We start from the raw sequence: 18,672 nt of genomic DNA, 5'->3' as shown, positions 1-18,672 counted from the left end.
CGGCCGTCCGACGCGGGCGCGTAGGGTCGAGGGATGGACAGACCCGTTGCCCTCGTGACCGGAGCCTCGCGCGGGATCGGCCGCGCGATCGCCGCCGACCTCGGCCGGACGCACCACATCCTGGTCGGCGGACGCGACGCCGACACCGTGGCCGCGGTCGTCGCCGAGCTGCCGTCGGCCGAGCCGTACGTGGCCGACCTCGTCGCCGACCTGACCGGCGAGACCCTCCCGCCGCTGCCCGACCGGCTCGACGTGCTCGTGCACTCGGCAGGGGTGGAGGACGGCGGCACCATCGCCGAGACCGACGCGGCGACCTGGGAGCACGTCTTCGCGGCCAACGTCTTCGCCGTCGCGGTACTCACCCGCTGCGCGCTCCCCGCGCTGCGCGCCGCGGGCGGTCTGGTGGTGGCGATCAACAGCGGCTCCGGGCTGGCGAGCGGCCAAGGCGGCGGGGTCTACGCCGGCTCGAAGTTCGCCCTCCGCGCCCTCACCGACGCCCTGCGCGAGGAGGAGCGGCCGAACGGCGTGCGCGTCACCAGCATCCACCCCGGCCGCGTGGACACCGACATGCAGCGCGCCCTCGTCGCCCGGGAGGGCCACGACTACGACGCCCGTTACACGATCACCCCCGAGATGGTCGCCGCCACGGTGCGCACCGCCGTCGACCTCCCGCCGACCGGCACCATCGAGTCCCTCAGCGTGCGCCCCTTCCACCGCCGCTGACGCCCTCCACCCACCATCGAGTACACGAAGACTGCACGCCCGGAGACCGGAAACGTGCAGTCTTCGCGTACTCGATGGGGTTACTTGTGCTCGTCGGGGCCGCCGCCCGAGACGGTGTCCTCGCCGGGCTCGGGGGCGCTGCCGTCCGAGCCGGAGCCGTCGGGCAGCTCATCGGCGTCGGGGCGGTCCTTCTCGTCGCTCATGCGTGTTCCTTCCGTTCTGTCCTGACCGCGCGGACGGTACGCCGTCGCGCCGCGCCCGTCCAGGGCGGTCGACGCGACACGTCTTCGTCACCGCGCTGCCTTACACTGCGACCGGCGAGCAGCAGCATCCCCCGCTGCTCCATCGCGAGACGACGACACGGAAGAAGGCCCACGAACCCGTGACCACGGCATCACCGACCCCGGACGGCGCGCTCGCACGGCGCCTCGGCCTCGGCGACGCGATCGCGATCGGCCTCGGCTCGATGATCGGCGCGGGCGTCTTCTCGGCGTTCTCGCCCGCAGCCGCGGCGGCCGGCGCCGGCCTGCTGATCGGACTGCTGGTCGCCGGCTTCATCGCCTTCTGCAACGCGACCTCGTCGGCGCAGCTCGCCGCACAGTACCCGACCTCGGGCGGGACGTACGTGTACGGCCGAGAGCGGCTGGGCGAGTGGCCGGGGTTCTTCGCCGGCTGGTCGTTCGTGATCGGCAAGACCGCGAGCTCCGCGGCCATGGCCCTGACCTTTGCGACGTATGCCGTGCCCGGGCCGTGGGTGAAGCCGGTGGCGGTGATCGCCGTCGCCGCGCTCACCGTGGTCAACACGCTCGGCGTCACGCGCACCGCGCTGCTGACGCGCATCCTGGTCGCCGTCTCGCTGGTCGCGCTGACCGTGGCCGTCGTCGTCGGGTTCACGCACACCGCGGCGAGCGCCGGGGAGCCGGGACCGGCCGTGAGCGCGTACGGCGTGCTGCAGTCGGCGGGGTTCCTGTTCTTCGCGTTCGCCGGCTACGCGCGCGTGGCGACGATGGGCGAGGAGGTGGTGGATCCGGCCCGCACCATCCCGCGAGCGATCACGACCGCGCTCTCGATCACGCTCGTCGTGTACGCCCTCGTCGCCCTATCGGCGCTGCACGCGATCGGCGCCGCCGGGCTCGCCCAGGTCGCCGCGCCCCTGACCGCGGTCGCGGACACCTCCGGCACCGCGTGGCCGGGCGGCGTCATCCGGGTCGGCGCGGCGGCGGCCGCCCTCGGTGCGCTGCTCGCCATGATCGCCGGAATCGGACGCACCAGCCTCGCGATGGCGCGCAACCGCGACATCCCGGGGTGGTTCTCGGCCGTGCACCCGCGATTCCGGGTGCCGTACCGGGCCGAACTGGTGCTCGGACTCGTCGTCTGCGTGCTCGTCGCCGTCACCGACCTGCGCGCCGCGATCGGCTTCTCGTCGTTCGGCGTGCTGCTCTACTACCTCATCGCGAACCTCTCCGCGTGGACGCAGGACCGCGCGCACCGGCGCTACCCGCGCGTCCTCGCCGTGGCCGGCGCGATCGGCTGCGTCGTGCTGGTGGCGACGCTGCCGCCCGGCGCGATCGGGGCCGGGGTCGTGGTGGTCGCCGTCGGGATCGGCTACCGTTTCGTGCGACTGCGGTTCGCCGCCCGCGCGACCGGAGGAGGGCACGGAGGAGAAGGATGAGCGCGCAGCAGGTGGAGGGGATCGACCCGAGCGTCCCGCCGTCGGGTCCAGGATGCGTCGAGTGCGGCCGGACGGGCAGCTGGTGGGTGCACCTGCGGCGCTGCGCGGAGTGCGGCCACGTCGGCTGCTGCGACGACTCCCTGAACACGCACGCGACCAAGCACGCCGCGGCGACCGGGCATCCGCTCATCCAGAGCTTCGAGCCGGGCGAGGACTGGTACTGGGACTACCGCACGCAGGCCTTCGCCACCGGTCCCGAGCTCGCCGCGCCGCACAGCCACCCCCTCGACCAGACCGTCCCTGGCCCGGCCGACCGCGTGCCGCGCGATTGGCAGCGCCTGCTGCAGGAGCGGGCCTAGCGTCCCAACCGCGACTGCGGCCGTTCGGAACATCTGCGGCTGCGCGCGCAGGCGCAGACGTTCCAAACGGCCGCAGTCGCGGGCGGGTCAGAACGAGGCGGCGTGCTCGAAGTCGAGGCGGAGGGGTTCCACTGGGGCGTCGAGGTTCGCCCCGCCCCGGTACCGCGCGCCGATGTGCCGCTCGGGCAGGCGGCTGCGGCCGGCGCCGAAGAGCCGCTCACGCAGTGTGCCCGAGACCTCGCCCTCCTGCGGCAGGCGGCCGCGGCGACGCAGCTCCGGGACGACCAGCTCGGCGAAGTCGCGGGCCGTATCGAACGAGTGGTATTGGCGTAGGTTGATGCCGTCGAGGCCGTCCTCGTCGAGCCAGCGCTCGATCTCGTCGGCGACCGTCTTCGGGTCTCCGACCACGAGGAAGCGCTCGTCTCGGCCCTGCTTGATGAAGTCGAGCGCGGCGCCGACGGTCGTGTCGAGCGGCAGGTAGGGCACCTTCGACGCGGGGAAGTCGGCGCGGGCGAGCGCCTCCCGCACGGTGATGTCGCGCGGGAACGCGGTCAGGTCGACCGGCAGGCTGCTGTGCGCGAGGATGCCGTCGAGACTGGCGTGCTCGCGGTAGAGCCGCCACTTGTCCTCGGCCTCCTCCTGCGTGCGCCCGACGATCACCCCGGCCATGGCGATGAACCGGATGTCGTCGCGCTCCCGGCCGTGCCGCTCTGCCGCATCCCGCATCCCGTCGGCGTTGCGGCGGAACTCGTCGCTCGTGCGGCCTCCGGTGAAGACAACCTCCGCGTGCCGGCCGGCGAACTCGATGCCCGCGGGCGACCCGGTCGCTTGGAACAGGGTGGGCGTGCGCTGCACCGACGGGTGGACGATGTGGGGACCTGCGACGCGGAACCGCTCTCCGACGTGGTCGATGTACCGCACCTTCGACGGGTCGGTGAAGACGCCGGACGCGCGGTCGGCGACCACGGCGTCGTCGTCCCACGACCCCTCCCACAGCTTGTAGAGCACGTCGAGGTACTCGTCGGCGTAGCGGTAGCGGACGTCGTGCGGAACCTCCCCGTCGAGGCCGAAGTTGCGCGCGGCGTTCGGCAGGTACGAGGTCACGATGTTCCAGCCGATGCGGCCCTTGGTGAGGTGGTCGAGCGTGGACATGCGCCGGGCGAACGCGAACGGCGGCTCGTAGGTCGTCGAGAAGGTGACGCCGAAGCCGAGCCGCTCGGTGACCGCGGCCATGGCGGGCACGAGCAGCAGCGGGTCGAGGTTCGGGCTCTGCAGTCCCTCCCTCAGCGCGGTCTCCGGTCCGCCGCGGAACACGTCGTACGCCCCGATCACGTCGGCCAGGAAGATGCCGTCGAAGCCGCCGTCCTCCAGCAGCTGCGCCAGCTCCAGCCAGTAGTCGAGGTCGGCGAACCGCTCCCGGTTGTTGCCGGGCAGTGGCCACAACCCGTGCGTGATGTGGCTCACGCAGGCCATCTCGAACAGGTTGACGAACAGCTGCTTCGGCTCGCTCATGCGGCGGTCTCGCTTTCGGGGGTGGATGCGGCCGCGACGGCCCGCGGGTCGAACTCCGGGATGGCGGCGATCAGGGCACGAGTATAGGCGTGCTGCGGGCGCTCGAACACGTCCTGCGGCGTCCCCTCCTCGACCACCACGCCGTCCTTCATCACGAGCACGCGGTCGCTGAGGTGGCTGATCACACCGAGGTCGTGGGAGATGAAGAGATAGGCGACGCCCGACTCCCGTTGCAGTACGGCGAGCAGGTCGAGGATCTGCGCCTGGATGGTGACATCCAGCGCCGACACGGCCTCATCGAGCACGATCACGTCGGGGCGGGGCGCGAGCGCCCGGGCGATGGCAACCCGCTGCCGCTGACCGCCGGAGAGCGTCAGCGGGAACCGCGGCAGCACGCTCTCGGGCAGGCCGACCTGCGCGAGCAGCCCGACGATGCGCGCACGGCGATCGCCGGGTGTCGCGAAACGCTCGGAACGGAGGGCATCGCTCAGGATGCGCTCCACCGTCCAGCGCGGGTCGAAGGAGCTGAGCGGGTCCTGGTAGACGACGGCGATGCGGCTGCGCAGCTCACGCCGGCGCGCCTCCGGCAGCGGAGCCCACGGCCGGTCGAGCAGGGTCACGGCGCCGCCGTCGAGCGACTCGAGCCCGAGCGCGAGGCGCGCTGTCGTGCTCTTGCCCGATCCGGACTCGCCGACGATGCCCAGCGTCTCGCCCGCCCGGAGGTCGAAGGAGACGTGGTCGACCGCGGTGGTCACGGTCCCGTCGGAGGTGTGGAACCGCTTCACCAGGTCCGTCGCGGTGAGCACGACCGCGCCGGGCTCGGGCTTCGCGGGCAGCGCGGCGGCTCCCGGGGTGAGCGCGTGCCCGCGGGTGGACTCGCTCGGCACCGCGGCGATCAGCGCCCGGGTGTACTCGTGCTGCGGGTCGCCGAGCACCTGTGCGGCCGTGCCCTGCTCCAGCACCTCGCCGCCGCGCATGACCAGGATCTGGTCGGCCAGCCGGGCGACGACGGACAGGTCGTGGCTGATGAGCACGACCGAGGCGCCGCGCTCCTTCATCCGCTCCAGCTGGTCGAGCACCTGCGCCTGCACGGTGACGTCGAGGGCGGTGGTGGGCTCGTCGGCGATCACGATGTCCGGATCGAGCGCGATCGCCGAGGCGATCAGGGCGCGCTGGCGCAGGCCGCCGGAGAGCTGGTCGGGACGCTGCTTCGCCCGCACCGCGGGGAACGGGACGCCGACGCGCGCAAGCAGGTCGAGCACGCGCTCGCGGCGCGCCTTCCTGTCGCCCCAGCCGTGCAGGCGCAGCGCCTCCTCGATCTCGCGGCCGACAGGCCGCAGCGGGTCGAGCGAGACCAGCGCGTCCTGGAGCACGAAGCCGAGGTCGCGCCCGCGGATTCGTTTCCACTGCCGCGCTGTGAAGCCGCGGACGTCCTCGTGGTGGATGCTCAGCTCGTCCGCCTGCACGGTCGCCGACCGCCCGGCGAGCCCGACGAGCGAGCGCGCCGTGACCGACTTGCCCGACCCGGACTCGCCGACGATCGCCACGCACTCCCCCGGCCGCAGGTCGAAGCTCACGCCGTGGACCACGGGACGCTGCACGCCGTCCACCCGGAATGACGTGCGCAGGTTGCGGACGCGCAGGCGCGTCGCCGGCCAGTCCAGCTGCTCCACGATCCCGTCGGCGTCGCGTTCGACGATGCTCATCACCGCTCTCCCTTCTCCAGGCGCGCCTGGATGTGCCGGCCGATGGTCGTCGCGGCGAGAGCCACGGCGACGATCACGAGTCCGGGGATGACGACCAGCCACCAGGCGGTCGTCAGGTACTGCCGGCCGGCGTCGAGCAGCGCTCCCCACTCCGACGCGGGCGGCGCGACGCCGAGCCCGAGGAACGACAGGCTCGACGCCCACACGATCGACTGCCCGATCGACAGCGCGAACACCGCGACCAGCGGGCGCAGGGCGTTCGGCAGGATGTGGGCGCGAACGATCCGCCAGCGCGAGTGCCCGAGCGCGGTCGCGGCCTCGACGTAGCCCGAGTCGCGCGCGCCGAGGATCTGCCCGCGGATCATGCGGGCGTAGCCGGGCGCCGTCCCGATCCCGACCGCGAGCACCTGCGTCGCCGCGCTGGGCCCGGCGATCGCGATGAGCAGCAGGGCGAGCAGCAGCGCCGGGAAGGCGAACAGGATCTCCACGAACCGGTCGATCACGACGGCCACCGGCTTGACGCCCAGCGCGGCGAGCGTGCCCAGGATGAGCGCGAGGCCGACGCCGACCGCCGCCGCGCCGAGCCCGATCGTGAGCGAGTCGCGGGCGCCCCAGACGACGCGCGTGTAGAGGTCGCGGCCCGACTCGTCGGTGCCGAACGGATGCGCGAGGCTCGGCGGCTGCAGCGCGGCCTGGTAGTCGATCGCTGTCGGGAGGTGGGTCGTCAGCGCCTGCGGGGCGACGACGGCGACCAGCAGTAGCGCGGCGAAGGCGATCGCGAGGTACAGCCCCCACGGCGCCCGCGCGAGGCGCGCACCGAGGGCGGTGGTGCGGGGCGCCGCGACCGGCGGCGTTCCGAGGGCGGTCATGTCAGCTCCAGCCGGGGGTCGATGACGGTGTAGACGACGTCCACGATGAGGTTCGCCGCGACGTAGACGACCGCGACGAGGGTGACGATCCCGGTGACGACCGGGAGGTCCTGCGAGTTGACGGCGGCGACGAGCACCGAGCCGATACCCGGACGGGAGAAGATCGACTCCACGATCACCGCACCCGACAGGGTCGCGCCGAGCGCCCAGCCCGACAGGGTCACCGCGGGGATGACCGCGTGCCGGAGCACGTGCCGGAGCCGGATGCCCCACTCGCCCATCCCGCGCATCCGCGCCGAGAGCACGAACGGCTGCTCCAGCGACCGCTCGAACTCGGAGCGGACGCTCTGCGACATGAACCCGGCCAGCGGGATGGCGAGGGTCAGCGCGGGCAGCACGATCCCGGCGGGCGAGGTGCCGCTGATGATGGGGAACCAGTGCAGCCCGAGGCCGAACACCAGCAGCAGGATGATGCCGAGCCAGTAGGCGGGAAGGCCCGCGGTCACCACATCCACCGTCGAGCCGACCCCGCCGACGCGCGGACCGCGGCCGGCCGTCAGGGTCACCCAGACCACCATGATCAGCCACGCGAACGCGATCGCGGTCAGCGACAGCGTGAGCGTCGCGCCCAGCTGCTCGCCGATGATCGCCGTCACCGGCCGATACTGCTGGTACGAGGTGCCGAAGTCGCCAGAGACCAGCCCGCGCAGGTAGTCGACGTACTGCACGATCACCGGGCGGGTGAGGCCGTACTGCTGGTTGATCTGCGCCAGCTCCTCCGGCGTCCTGGCCTGCGCCTGGCCGGCCCGGATGTTCAGGATGGTCGTCGCCCTGTCCCCCGGCAGCGCCAGCTGCGCGAAGAACGCGACGGTCGCGGCGCCCCACAGCACGACCAGGGCGGCGCCCACCTTGCGGAGGATCGTGACGCCGACGGTGCGGGCCCGGCGGGGCCGGATCGCGTTCTGCGCGATCGGCCCCGCGGTCAGCTCACTTGACGAAGTAGGCGTCATAGAACGTCGGTCCTCCCTGTGCGTGCTCCTGCCAGACGCCGTGGAGCTTGGTCGCGACCGCCAGGGTGCTCAGCCGGTCGTAGACGCCGATCGCCAGGGCGTGCTCGGCGATGTAGTCCTGCGCCTTCTCGTAGGAGGCGTTCTGGGCGTCGACGGTCGACGCCGAGTTGCCGTCGAGGATGTACTGCTCGAGCGTCTTGTCGTTGTAGAACGCGGCGTTCGAGTAATTGGGGTCGTCCGGGGTGGACGGGCGCCAGTTGATGTAGAGGATGCCCGCGGTGACCGCGGTCCAGTAGCCGGCGGCGAGGTCGTGCGTGTCGGGTGCCGCGTACTTGCCCGAGAAGAACTCGCTCTGCGGCACCGGCACCAGCTTCACGTCGAAGCCGACCTTGTCGGCCTGCTCCTTCACCCCCTGCAGGATCGCGGCGCCGTCGGCGTTGATGATCGAGCCGGCGCCGTACGGCAGCGAGACGGTCAGCTTCGTGCCGTTCTTCTCGCGGACTCCGGTGCTGCCGCTGCGGGTCCAGCCGGCGGCATCCAGCAGCGCGTTCGCCTTCTTGACGTCCTGGCTGTACCAGCCGGCCGCCTTCTCGCTGTAACCCGGCGTGGTCTGGCTGACTCCGCCGTTGCCCTCGAACGGGATGACGCCACGCCCGATCGTGTCGACGATCTGCTTGCGGTCGAGGCTGTAGGCGAAGGCCTGACGCACCTTCTCGTCGGTGAACGGTCCCTGCTGCGTGTTGAACGAGATCTGCTGCGGGCGGCCGGCGGTGACGTACTTCTCCAGCTGGTAGCCGCCGGACTTCAGCGTGTTCCACTGCACGGCCGGCACGTCGTAGATCGCGTCGACCTGGCCGCCCTGCAACGCGGCGACGCGGGTGGTCGGGTCGGCGACGAACTTCCAGTCGATCTCGTCCACGTAGGCGGGGCCGGTGTGCTTCGCGTTCGCGGGCGGCGAGGTGTAGCCCTTGTTCTTCTTCAGGATGATGTCCTGCCCGCGGTTCCACTTGTCCACGATGAAGGCGCCCGAGCCGATCGGCGCCTCGCAGTTCTGCTCCTTCGTGCGCGTCTCCAGCGCGTGCTGCGACTGGATGCCGAAGTAGCCCTGGGTCAGGTTGTCGGCGAGCCGCGGGTAGGGGCGGGAGAGGTCCACCTGGAGGGTCGTGTCGTCGACGGCCTTGGCGTCCTTGTAGTAACCGTCGAGCCAGACCTTGGCGGTGCTGTTGCCTCCCTTGACCCAGTAGTCGAAGTTGTAGGCGACGGCCGCGGCGGTGAGCGGCGTCCCGTCGGTGAACTTCACGCCCTTCTTGAGGTCGAAGGTCCAGGTGAGGCCGTCGGGGGACTGCTTCCAGGAGGTCGCGAGCCACGGGACCACCTTGTGGTCCTCGTCGAGGGAGGTGAGGTTGTCGAGCACCTGGTACGACAGGTACGCCTGCTCGATCCAGCCGCCGAAGACGCAGGCCGGCTCCTGCTGGTGGGCGTAGACGATGGTGCCGCCGGTGACCTTCTGGCCGCCGCCGCTCGCGGCGTCGGAACCGGAGGCGCAGGCCGACAGCGCGAGCGCGCCGGTCAGGACGACGGCCGCGGCGCCGAGGGAACGGGAGGTACGGGAACGCATGGGGACTCCTTGAGGCATCGGGGGTGCGCATCAGAATCCTGGAATCCGCAACCGGGGTCGACCTCGGATGACCTACTGTTTCGCGGGCGTCATGCGCGGTCACACGCGCTTGCCAGCGGCGCCGGGTGGCGGTAGTCGCGGGTCGCGGCCTCCCTTCATCAGCAGTCGAACGTTCGAATCTCCTGCTGGGCCGGCTGACGTCGGAGATTCGCAGGTTGAACGGCCGAATCTCCGACCGAACCGTGAGCATGTCGGCGGCACTGGCCCGGGAGGCGGTTGCCGGTTAGCGTGGCGGCATGAGTGCGGCGAGGGCAGAGGCGTTCGTGGAGGCGGGGGACCAGGAGGTCCGTGTCTCGCATCCCGACAAGGTCGTGTTCCCGGAGGTGGGGCTGACCAAGCTGGACCTCGCGAACTACTACGTCGCGGTCGCCGACGGCGCGCTCCGCGGCGCGGGCGGACGGCCGATGGTGCTGAAGCGCTTCGCCAAGGGGCTCGGGCAGGAGCCGTTCTTCCAGAAGCGCGTGCCCGAGAACCACCCGCCGTACGTCGGCACGGCGACCCTGCGCTACGCGAGCGGGACCTCGGCGGAGGAGGCGGTGCTGCGCGACGCCGCGGGCCTCGCCTGGGTGTCGAACCTCGGCTGTCTCGACCTCAACCCGCACGCCGTCCGCGCGGAGGATCTGGACCATCCGGACGAGCTGCGCGTCGACCTCGACCCGATGCCCGGCGTCGACTGGTCGCAGATCGTCGACGTGGCGTTCGTCGCCCGCGAGGTGCTCGAGGACAACGGGCTGGTCGGCTGGCCCAAGACGAGCGGCTCGCGCGGGCTGCACATCCTGGTCCGCATCCGCCCGGAGTGGGGCTTCTCCGACGTGCGCCTGGCGGCGGAGACGCTGGCGCGCGAGGTGGAGAACCGCGCGCCCGGGCTGGCGACGGCGCGCTGGTGGAAGGAGGAGCGCGGCGAGAGCGTCTTCGTCGACTTCAACCAGAACGCGAAGGACAGGACGGTCGCGTCGGCCTACTCCATCCGCCCGCTGCCCGACGCGCGGGTCTCGACGCCGCTCGACTGGGACGAGGTGCGCTCCCGCAGGCCGGAGGAGTTCACCGTGCCGACCGTGCTGGAGCGTTTCGCCGAACGCGGCGACCCCCACGCCGGCATCGACGACGCCGTCGGCTCGCTCGACGGCCTGCTCGCCCTCGCCCGCGAGCTCGGACCGGCGGAGAAGCCGCCGCGCGCGGGTGACGGCGCCGGCCGCCGGGTCTCGACCATGCCGCTCGTCGAGGTGGCCCGCACCCGGACCAAGCCCGAGGCGGTGGAGGCGCTCGAGCGCTGGAAGGCGGCGCATCCCGGCGTCGTGGAGCACCTCAGTCCCGCCGACGAGCTGGTCGACGGCATGCGCGGGTCGAGCTCGCTCTGGTACCGCGTGCGGGTGAACCTGCAGCACGTTCCCGAGGCGGAGCGCCCCGAGCAGGAGGCGCTCGTGGCCGACTACGACCCGTGGGCCGGCCGGGAGTGGGCCGGCCGGCCGTGAAGGAGCGCGTCCTCGACCTCGTGTTCCTCATCGGAGTCCTGTTCAAGGGCCTCGACGGGCTGCTCGAGCTGGTCGGCGGCGCGGTGCTGCTGTTCGTGACGCCCGGGCAGGTGCAGCGGGCCGCCGAGCGGGTGACCGCCCGCGAGCTGGCGGAGGACCCGCACGATCTGGTCGCCAACCTGGTGGTGCACGGCGCCGCCCACCTGCACGGTCGCTCGGTCTGGTTCGTCGCCGCCTACCTGCTCCTCCACGGCCTGGTGAAGCTGGCGATCGTGGTGGCGCTGCTGGTCGGGACCCGCCGCATCTACCCGTGGGCGATGGCGGCGCTCGGCGCGTTCCTCGCCTTCCAGCTGTACGAGCTCATCGTGCGGCCGTCCGTCGCGGTCGCCGTGCTCACGGTGCTCGACGCGGTCATCATCTGGCTCACCTGGCGGGAGTGGCGCCGCGGCAGGGAGCTCCGGACCACCTGGCGCCAGACCGTCGCCTGGGTCTTCCGGCGCCCCCAGCCGCGCGAGGCCTAGACACGAACCCTAGTCGGCGAGCCCGGCGAAGAACCCCCGCACGGCCTCCGCCGTGCGCTCGGGCTCCTCCAGCGCCATGAAGTGGCCGCCCGCCCCCGCGACCTCGACGCTGCGGAGGTCGGTCACGGCGCGCTCCGCCAGCGAGCGGGGGAAGCCCTCCAGCCACGGTTCGCGGCTGAGCAGCAGCGCGGTCGGGGCGGCGACCGCCGCGCGCGGCTCGTTGAACGACCAGTCGAAGTACTGCCGGAACGAGGTCGCGATCGTCCCCGTCGCCCAGTAAAGCGTGGCGACGCGGAAGAGGTCGGCGGGCTCGACCGCCGCCAGCCCGCCGTCGGCCCAGTCGTCCCACTTGTCGGCGATCCACGCCAGCAGGCCGGCGGGCGAGTCGGCCAGCGCGGCCGCGATGGTGTCCGGACGCGTGCCCATCATCGCGCTGTAGCCGCCGTCCTCCTCGTCGTACTCGGCGAGCGCGTCCAGGTAGGCGGCCTCCCGGTCGTCCTGCGGGCTGTCGTCGGCCGGGAACGGCGGATGGATCAGCTGGAGGCCGACGATCGCCTCCGGGTGCAGCGCGCCCAGCCAGCCCGCGGCGGCCCCTCCGATGTCGCCGCCGAACGCGCCGTAGCGGTCGAACCCGAGCACGACCGTCATTAGCTCGTGCAGGTCCTCGGCGATGGCAGCACGTGTGAGGGGCCCCTCCGGCAGCTCGGAGAAGACGAAGCCGGGCAGCGACGGCACGACGATGTCGAAGGCGAGGTCGTCGGCCGCCAACGCTGCGAGCGCGTCCGCCAGCGGCAGGTACTCGGTGAACGCGCTCGGCCAGCCGTGCAGCAGGAGCAGCGGGACGACACGCTCGGCCGACCGGGCCGGGCGCACGCGGACGAAGTGGATGCGGTGCCCGCGGACCGTCGCCGCGAACTGCTCGTAGCCCGCCAGCCTCGCCTCCTCCGCCCGCCAGTCGAACGCGAGCCAGGAGTCCACCAGCTCCTTCAGCCGCGGTCCGCCGAGGCCCGCGGGACGGCCGACGTCGGTGGGCGGGAGGTAGCGGGTGCGCTCCAGCCGCTGCCGGAGGTCGGCGAGCACCTCGTCGGGCAGGTGCAGGTGGAACGGTTCGGGGCGGGATGCTGCGTCGGTCGTGGCCCGGGTCTCGGACAAGCGGTCTCCTTCTGCGGGGATGTCGTGAGGCCTGCCATTCTTCCCGGCCCCCGCCCCCTTGCGGCAAGCCCCCGGGGCGACGGTACGGTGAGGATGGGGCACCGGAGCGTCCCGAACGGTCAGATCGCCGGCCAATCGCTGGTGAGGTAGGCCTCGACGGCCCGGTGCCGGAACGAATACGGGCGTCCGCGCTCGATGATCCCTCGCACGGTGTCCAATCGCTGTGACGTCGGGCCGGCATCCGTCGGCTTGGCCAGCCCCATGGCCGCGGCGATCTGCGTGAGCGATCGTTCGGCGGGCGGGAGCTGCGCCATCTCGTCGAGGAACTGCCGCTCGCGGCCGGGCAGACGTTCGAGGATCCTCTCGACATGGGCCGTCGCCTCGCGCTGCGCGCCCCGCCAGCCGGAGCGGACCTCGTCGGCACTGATCGTGTCGCCCCTGCCTGCGTACCACGCCTGCTCGCCCGCCAACTGGAACAGGAACGGTTCTCCGCAGCAGACCTGGATGATGGTCGCTGCAGCGGCCGGGTCCATGCGGACCCGAGCGGTCCCGCCATCGCCGTCCGCGACCTCCCAGCCCTCGAGGACGAACGGCTGCAGTGCCTCGGCCAGATCGTCGTCGGCGAGCGGCGCGAGGGTCGTGGTCTTGAAGCGACGCGCGAAGGTGGCTCCCTTTCGGGCGCCGGCCATGTCTTCGAAATCCGGCAGCCCGGTGAGATAGACCGCGATCGGCAGTGTCCTGCTGACGAACTCTCCGCCGGGGACGGCGACGTCGACCTCGTAGGTCAGCGCATCGCCCAGGGCGATGAGCAGTTGCGAGAGGGACTTCTCGTCCGTGATGTTCTGCACCTCGTCGATGTGGATGAGGGCCAGAACATCGCCGCGGTGGATGGCGGCGCGACCGACTTCGACGAGCAGCTCCGTCAACGCGGTATACGGCTCGGGTCCGTCCGAGGCACGGAGGGTCAGGGAGATGCCCGACACGGCGACGGCCTGGACCCGCTCGATGGCCTGCCGGATGCGCCGTTCGCGAGACGACGGGAGACCGGCACTCGCAGCGAGCTCGAGCACGGCGGCCGCCACCAGCTTCAGTGGGTCGGCACCGGACGGGATGCGCAGCTGCGGCGTCACCCAGTCCCCCCTGCTGCGCGCGTCCTGCGCGATGCGTCGCACGAGCGCCGACTTGCCGAGGCCGGGCTCGCCCAGGATCGTCCGTCCCCGCTCGGGGAGCCCCGCCACCCTGCGCGGACGGACGACATCCCGCCAGTCGCTCAACTGTTCTATCCGCCCCGCCCAGACCTCCGGGATGGAATCGGAGCCGGGATTGAAGGGGTTGTTGGGGCCGTTTCGCACGCGATAAGTTTATCAACGGCTCACACTGTTGGTAAAGTTATCAGGGGTGGCCGCCCCGCCTTCTCGCCGTGAGTCAGTCCCCCGCCGCCGCGGTCCGGAAGCGCCACACCACCTCCAGTGTCGCGCCGCGGGACAGCTCGAACCTCTCGCGCACGATCACGAGCCGCACCGACGGCGTGATCGGCACGCTGACGTGGACGCTGCCGGCGCGCGTCTCGATCATGCACCCGGTGCCGCCGAGGCAGTCGAACTGGTCGCCGCCGTCGACCGGCTCGCCGCGGGCGTCGGCACTCGAGAAGGTGCCCACCCGCAGATCCTCTGCCGGGTAGCCGCTCACGACGCGCATCCGCAGGCGGTGCGTCTGCCGCAGCTCGATGGTGGGCGGCTCGGCGTGCTCGCGGGCCGGACGGCGCGTCTTGTCGCCGACGCGGTAGACGACCTCGAACGGCTCGATCCTGTGCCCGCGGACCGACAGCGACGGGAGGCCGGAACGGTCGTCGGCACGCGCGTTCGGCCGAGGCAGCGCGAGGCTGCAGCCGGACAGCAGGGCCAGGAGCGCGATGCCTGCAGCGAGAGCCACGAGCGGCCGACGCCGACGCACCGGCCGGGCCCCTGTCACGCCGAGGCCCGCAGCGCGCCGACGACCCCGCGCAGCCGCAGGTCCGGCACGTAGACGCGCAGCAGCGCCGGAGCGATCCGGCCGAGCTGCATGGGCTGCGGGAAGCACATCCACAGCGGCTCCGGCGTCGCGCCGAATTTAGCCTTGAACCGTTCGAGGGAGGCGAATCCGTACGCCGGCTCGAGCAGCCGCCGCAGCCGGCCCGCGATGCGGCCGGTCGCCGCGCCCTCGTGCGCCGCGAGCGGTGTCCCGGAGAGGCTCACCACCGGCACGCCCTCCTCGGCCGCCCGGCGGATGGCGGAGACGATGGCGAACTCCATCGCCCCGGGCATGCCGGCGCGGTCGCGGCGCATCACATCCAGCGTCCAGCCCACCAGGGCGCCGTCGCGCAGCCGCGGCAGCCAGCTGGTGACGGCGTGGACGCGGCCGTCGGCCCCGAGCGCGACCATCAACCGGACCGCCGGGTCGTCGAGCTCGGCCAGGCCGCCGAGGGTGAACCCCATCTCGGGCAGGCGCTTGCCCTCGACCCATCCGGAGCAGAGGGCGTCGATCTGCTCGCGGACGGCCGGCTCGCAGTCGCGGTACGTCGTCCAGACCGCGGTCATGCCCTCGCGCTCCGCGCGGTTGACGGCGGTGCGGAGGTCCTGCCGCTTGCGGCCGGAGAGCGTGAAGCCGGCGGTGTCGACCACGGCCTCCGTGCCGACCGCCGTGCGCGTCCAGCCCGCCTGCTCCAGCGCCGCGGCGGCCGCGTCGTGGACGCTGTAGAACACCGGAGTCCAGCCGCGGCCCTCGCAGAACCGGGCGAACGCGCGTGCGGCCTCGTCCGGGCGCGGCCCGACCGGGTCGCCAAGGGTGAACGCCACCCCGTCGCGCACCCGATAGGCGACCACGGAGCCGGCCGGATCGAACCAGAGCGAGTTGCCCGCCCAGGTCGCCATGTGCGCGAACGTGCCGTCGCCGCTCCTACGGAGCACCGCGGCCAGCCGCTCCCTGTCCTCCACGGTCGGCTGCGGGACGGGCCGGCGAAGGGCCGCGCGGGCGCCGAGCGCGAACAGCAGCACGAGCAGCGCGGGGAGTCCGCCGGCGAGCAGCGCGACGAGCTGCCACTCCGCGTCGGCGCCGGTTAGCCCGCTCCAGTCGATGCCGCCGGTGAGCGCCGGGACGATGACGAGCCCGGAGAGCGCGGCGACCGCGACGACGACGAGCGCACCGCCGCCCACCAGCACGCCGACGAGCCGACCGGTGAGGATCAGGCCGGCGCCCACCGCGAGCAGCACGGCGACGAGGGGCGCGAACGCGGGGTCGACCACCGCACCCGTCCAGGCGAGCACGCCGGTCGCGTTGGGCGTCACCGACGCCAGGGCGACCGCGCTCGCGACGACGACGAGCGAGGACGCCAGGATGCTGCGCCAGCGGCCGCGGCTGCCGGGGCGCCACGCCTCCCCCGGCACCGCCCTCCGCACGACGACGCCGGCTGCGAGACCGGCGCCCGCCGCGAGGGCCCGCGCCACGTCGGAGGCGTGGCCGCTGGTGAGCAGCATGGCCACTACCGCCGTCCCGGTGACCCAGCGCATGCTGCTCCGCGCGGCGGGGCGCAGCGTGGTGGAGACGGCGAAGAGGAGCGCGGCGCTCGTGACGGACGGCGTCCACGCCTGGTACCGGACGGCCTCCTGGGACAGCGGCTCGCCCAGCGCCGCGAGCCCGGACAGCAGCGCCCATCCCAGCACGACCCCGACCGCGGTGGCGAGCGCTGCGACGGTCAGCGTGCGCCTGCTCCCGAACCTCCACTCGGCGGCGGCGAGCGAGCCGATGAGGATGAGCCAGGAGACGACGCTGAACGGAGCGCCCGCGAGCTCGACCTCCCCGGCCGAGACGACCTGCGCGACCGCGGCGCCCGCGCCGGCCGCCGAGACGACGAGCGTGAGCGGCAGGCGCGACGCGGCGCGCAGGAGACGGGAGAGCTGGACGGACATGATGCCAGTCCAGCGCCTCCTCCGCCTCGCGCGCGTCACCCGGTTGGCTGGACCGCATCCTCCGGTCGGCGGATATCTCCCCCTCCCACCGGCGGTGATGCCCGCTGGGCCGGGCGCGGCGCGGCTTCGTGCCCTAGCGTTCTGGTGAGGGAAGGAGTGCGGATGATCCGTGTCGTGATCGTGGACGACGAAGCGCTGGTGCGCAGCGGGTTCACCATGATCCTCAACGCGACCGAAGACATCCGCGTCGTCGGGACCGCCGCCGGGATCGACGCGCTCGACGTGATCCGGGCCGAGAAGCCGGACGTGCTCCTGCTCGATATCCGGATGCCGCAGGTCGACGGCCTGACCCTGCTCAGCGTGGTCGACACACTGCCCGACCGGCCCGCGATCGCGATGCTGACCACCTTCGACGCCGACGAGTACGTGATGGCCGCCCTCGGCTCGGGCGCCTCCGGCTTCCTGCTCAAGGACACCGAACCCGAGCAGCTCGCCCAGTACGTGCGGGCGCTGGCGGCGGGCGGCGTCGTGCTCTCCGCGCGCGCGTCCCGGACCCTCCTCGACAGCCATCCCGGGCTCGGCAGGACGGTGGACGCCGAGGCCGACCGAGTGTCCACGCTGACCGACCGGGAGCGCCAGGTGCTCACGCTCGTGGCCCACGGCCTCTCCAATGCGGAGATCGCCGGACGCCTCTACCTCGGCTCCGGCACGGTGAAGGACCACGTCAGCGCCATCCTGGCGAAGCTCGGCGTCGGGAGCCGGGTGCAGGCCGCGCTCGCCGCCCAGCGCGCGGGGCTCCTCGACGACCGGAACGTGGAGTCGTGAACCGCCTCGTCGCGCTGTGGCGCCGCATCCCGGCCTGGGCCGTCGACATCCTCGCGGTCGCGGTCGCGGCGGCGGACGCCTGGCTCTACACGACCGACGCCGACCCGCTCACGATCGGCCTCTGCGCCCTGGCCTGCGCGGCCCTGCTGATCCGTCGCCGGTGGCCGCTCGTCGCCTTCGCCCTGACGCTGCCCGCCGCCCTGGTCGCCAACATCCTCGCAGCGCCGGTGATCGCGCTGTTCGCGCTGGCGGTCCGCACCCGGCGGCGCTGGCTGCTGTTCGCGTGCGGAGCGCTCTTCGCGGCGGCCGAGGCCGTCGGCTGGCCGGTGACCACCCAGTTCACCGTCGACCAGAACTGGACGGCGGTGACGTTCGTCTACCAGCTCGCCACCGCGGCCGCGCCGATCCTGCTGGGCCAGCTGGTGCAGACGGCGGCGGACCTGCGCGCCCGGATCGCCGAGGTGGAGGCGACCAAGCGCCACGAGCGCGAGCTGTACACCCAGGCCGCGCTCGCCCGGGAGCGCAACCAGCTCGCCCGGGAGATGCACGACGTCGTCTCGCACCAGGTCAGCCTCATCTCCGTGCAGGCCGGCGCGCTGCAGGTGACGGCCGCCGACGACGACACCCGCAACGCTGCCGCTTCGATCCGGACGCTGAGCGCGACGACCCTGGAGGAGCTGCGCGACATGGTGATGCTGCTGCGCGCCGCCGGGACGCAGAGCCCCGGTCTCGCGCCGCAGCCGACGGTCTCCGACCTGGACGCCCTCGTCGCCACCAGCGGGCTCCCCGTGGTGGTGAGCGGCGCGCTGCCCGCCGACGCAAGCGCGCCCGTCCAGCGCGCCGTCTACCGCACGGTGCAGGAGGCGCTGACCAACGTCAGGAAGCATGCTCCCGGGTCTCCGATCTCCGTCCGCCTGTGGGCGGACGAGAAGTCCTGCGGCGTCACGGTCGTGAACGGGCGGGCGACCGAGCCGCCGCTCCGCCTGCCGAGTGCACGGCTCGGGCTGCTCGGTCTCCGCGAGCGCGCCGAGCTGCTCGGCGGCTCGCTGCGCTCCGGCCCCACCCACGACGGCTTCAGCGTCCACCTGTCCATTCCCCGTGCGCGTGCCTGACACGCCGGGGTCCGCCGGACGCGGGATGCCGGCCTCGCCCCGCTATAGTCGGAGCGTCCGAGGGGGACTCGCCTATCGGGGCGACTCGTCTGGTTCGATTTCCAGAGTCCTCCACCA

Annotated in this window: 17 protein-coding genes; 7 read left to right on the top strand and 10 right to left on the bottom strand. The window is 72.7% G+C overall.

Annotated features, from left to right (window positions below; translation table 11 throughout):
- Window positions 1-33 precede the first annotated feature (33 nt).
- Window positions 34-723 (top strand): SDR family oxidoreductase, encoded by a 690-nt coding sequence (locus P5G59_RS06335; protein WP_301217091.1) that lies wholly within the window; start codon window positions 34-36, stop codon window positions 721-723.
- Between the two features lie 80 nt (window positions 724-803).
- Here the strand turns inward: P5G59_RS06335 and P5G59_RS06330 are convergent, their stop codons facing one another.
- Entirely contained in the window at window positions 804-926 is a 123-nt protein-coding gene (locus P5G59_RS06330; RefSeq protein WP_301217089.1) for a hypothetical protein, read from the bottom strand.
- Window positions 927-1,105: 179 nt separating this feature from the next.
- Between P5G59_RS06330 and P5G59_RS06325 the strand changes: the two genes are divergently transcribed.
- Window positions 1,106-2,395, top strand: coding sequence for an APC family permease (locus tag P5G59_RS06325; protein ID WP_301217087.1), 1,290 nt, complete (start codon window positions 1,106-1,108; stop codon window positions 2,393-2,395).
- Entirely contained in the window at window positions 2,392-2,754 is a 363-nt protein-coding gene (locus P5G59_RS06320) for a UBP-type zinc finger domain-containing protein (RefSeq protein ID WP_301217085.1), read from the top strand. Before P5G59_RS06325 ends, P5G59_RS06320 begins: the two co-directional genes overlap by 4 nt.
- A gap of 87 nt (window positions 2,755-2,841) precedes the next feature.
- Here the strand turns inward: P5G59_RS06320 and P5G59_RS06315 are convergent, their stop codons facing one another.
- The 5 genes from P5G59_RS06315 to P5G59_RS06295 are packed head-to-tail and all read right to left on the bottom strand — an operon-like array spanning window position 2,842 to window position 9,469.
- Complete coding sequence (locus P5G59_RS06315) at window positions 2,842-4,266, bottom strand: NtaA/DmoA family FMN-dependent monooxygenase (protein ID WP_301217083.1); 1,425 nt, start codon at window positions 4,264-4,266, stop codon at window positions 2,842-2,844.
- Window positions 4,263-5,972, bottom strand: a complete 1,710-nt coding sequence (locus tag P5G59_RS06310; protein ID WP_301217082.1) for a dipeptide ABC transporter ATP-binding protein — start codon at window positions 5,970-5,972, stop codon at window positions 4,263-4,265. The genes P5G59_RS06315 and P5G59_RS06310 overlap by 4 nt, the downstream gene beginning before the upstream one ends.
- Complete coding sequence (locus P5G59_RS06305) at window positions 5,972-6,841, bottom strand: ABC transporter permease (protein ID WP_301217081.1); 870 nt, start codon at window positions 6,839-6,841, stop codon at window positions 5,972-5,974. The genes P5G59_RS06310 and P5G59_RS06305 overlap by 1 nt, the downstream gene beginning before the upstream one ends.
- A complete protein-coding gene (locus P5G59_RS06300; RefSeq protein ID WP_301217080.1) occupies window positions 6,838-7,851 on the bottom strand; it encodes an ABC transporter permease in 1,014 nt (337 codons plus the stop codon). The genes P5G59_RS06305 and P5G59_RS06300 overlap by 4 nt, the downstream gene beginning before the upstream one ends.
- Entirely contained in the window at window positions 7,829-9,469 is a 1,641-nt protein-coding gene (locus P5G59_RS06295) for an ABC transporter substrate-binding protein (protein WP_301217079.1), read from the bottom strand. The genes P5G59_RS06300 and P5G59_RS06295 overlap by 23 nt, the downstream gene beginning before the upstream one ends.
- A gap of 296 nt (window positions 9,470-9,765) precedes the next feature.
- Here P5G59_RS06295 and P5G59_RS06290 point away from each other — a divergent pair, with 296 nt between their 5' ends.
- Both P5G59_RS06290 and P5G59_RS06285 read left to right on the top strand, forming a co-directional pair.
- Entirely contained in the window at window positions 9,766-11,001 is a 1,236-nt protein-coding gene (locus P5G59_RS06290) for a DNA polymerase domain-containing protein (protein WP_301217078.1), read from the top strand.
- Complete coding sequence (locus P5G59_RS06285; protein WP_301217077.1) at window positions 10,998-11,522, top strand: DUF2127 domain-containing protein; 525 nt, start codon at window positions 10,998-11,000, stop codon at window positions 11,520-11,522. The genes P5G59_RS06290 and P5G59_RS06285 overlap by 4 nt, the downstream gene beginning before the upstream one ends.
- 9 nt (window positions 11,523-11,531) lie before the next feature.
- Here P5G59_RS06285 and P5G59_RS06280 read toward each other — a convergent pair whose 3' ends face one another.
- The 4 genes from P5G59_RS06280 to P5G59_RS06265 form a co-directional block, all read right to left on the bottom strand.
- On the bottom strand, window positions 11,532-12,674 hold the full coding sequence (locus P5G59_RS06280; RefSeq protein WP_301217076.1) for an epoxide hydrolase family protein: 1,143 nt from the start codon (window positions 12,672-12,674) through the stop codon (window positions 11,532-11,534).
- 119 nt (window positions 12,675-12,793) lie between these two features.
- Window positions 12,794-14,026, bottom strand: coding sequence for an ATP-binding protein (locus P5G59_RS06275; RefSeq protein ID WP_301217075.1), 1,233 nt, complete (start codon window positions 14,024-14,026; stop codon window positions 12,794-12,796).
- A gap of 73 nt (window positions 14,027-14,099) precedes the next feature.
- Window positions 14,100-14,606: a hypothetical protein gene (locus tag P5G59_RS06270; protein ID WP_301217074.1), complete on the bottom strand. Its 507-nt coding sequence runs from the start codon at window positions 14,604-14,606 to the stop codon at window positions 14,100-14,102.
- Window positions 14,607-14,641: 35 nt separating this feature from the next.
- On the bottom strand, window positions 14,642-16,618 hold the full coding sequence (locus tag P5G59_RS06265; RefSeq protein ID WP_301217073.1) for a bifunctional lysylphosphatidylglycerol flippase/synthetase MprF: 1,977 nt from the start codon (window positions 16,616-16,618) through the stop codon (window positions 14,642-14,644).
- Window positions 16,619-16,780: 162 nt separating this feature from the next.
- Between P5G59_RS06265 and P5G59_RS06260 the strand changes: the two genes are divergently transcribed.
- Window positions 16,781-17,443: a response regulator gene (locus P5G59_RS06260; protein ID WP_301217072.1), complete on the top strand. Its 663-nt coding sequence runs from the start codon at window positions 16,781-16,783 to the stop codon at window positions 17,441-17,443.
- On the top strand, window positions 17,440-18,555 hold the full coding sequence (locus P5G59_RS06255; protein ID WP_301217071.1) for a sensor histidine kinase: 1,116 nt from the start codon (window positions 17,440-17,442) through the stop codon (window positions 18,553-18,555). The genes P5G59_RS06260 and P5G59_RS06255 overlap by 4 nt, the downstream gene beginning before the upstream one ends.
- Window positions 18,556-18,672: the final 117 nt, after the last annotated feature.

The organism is Leifsonia virtsii (assembly GCF_030433675.1).
GTDB classification, from domain to species: Bacteria; Actinomycetota; Actinomycetes; order Actinomycetales; family Microbacteriaceae; genus Leifsonia; species Leifsonia virtsii.
The sequence above is the reverse complement of the archived record's forward strand: the minus strand, read 5'-3'. Positions and strand labels throughout refer to the sequence as shown.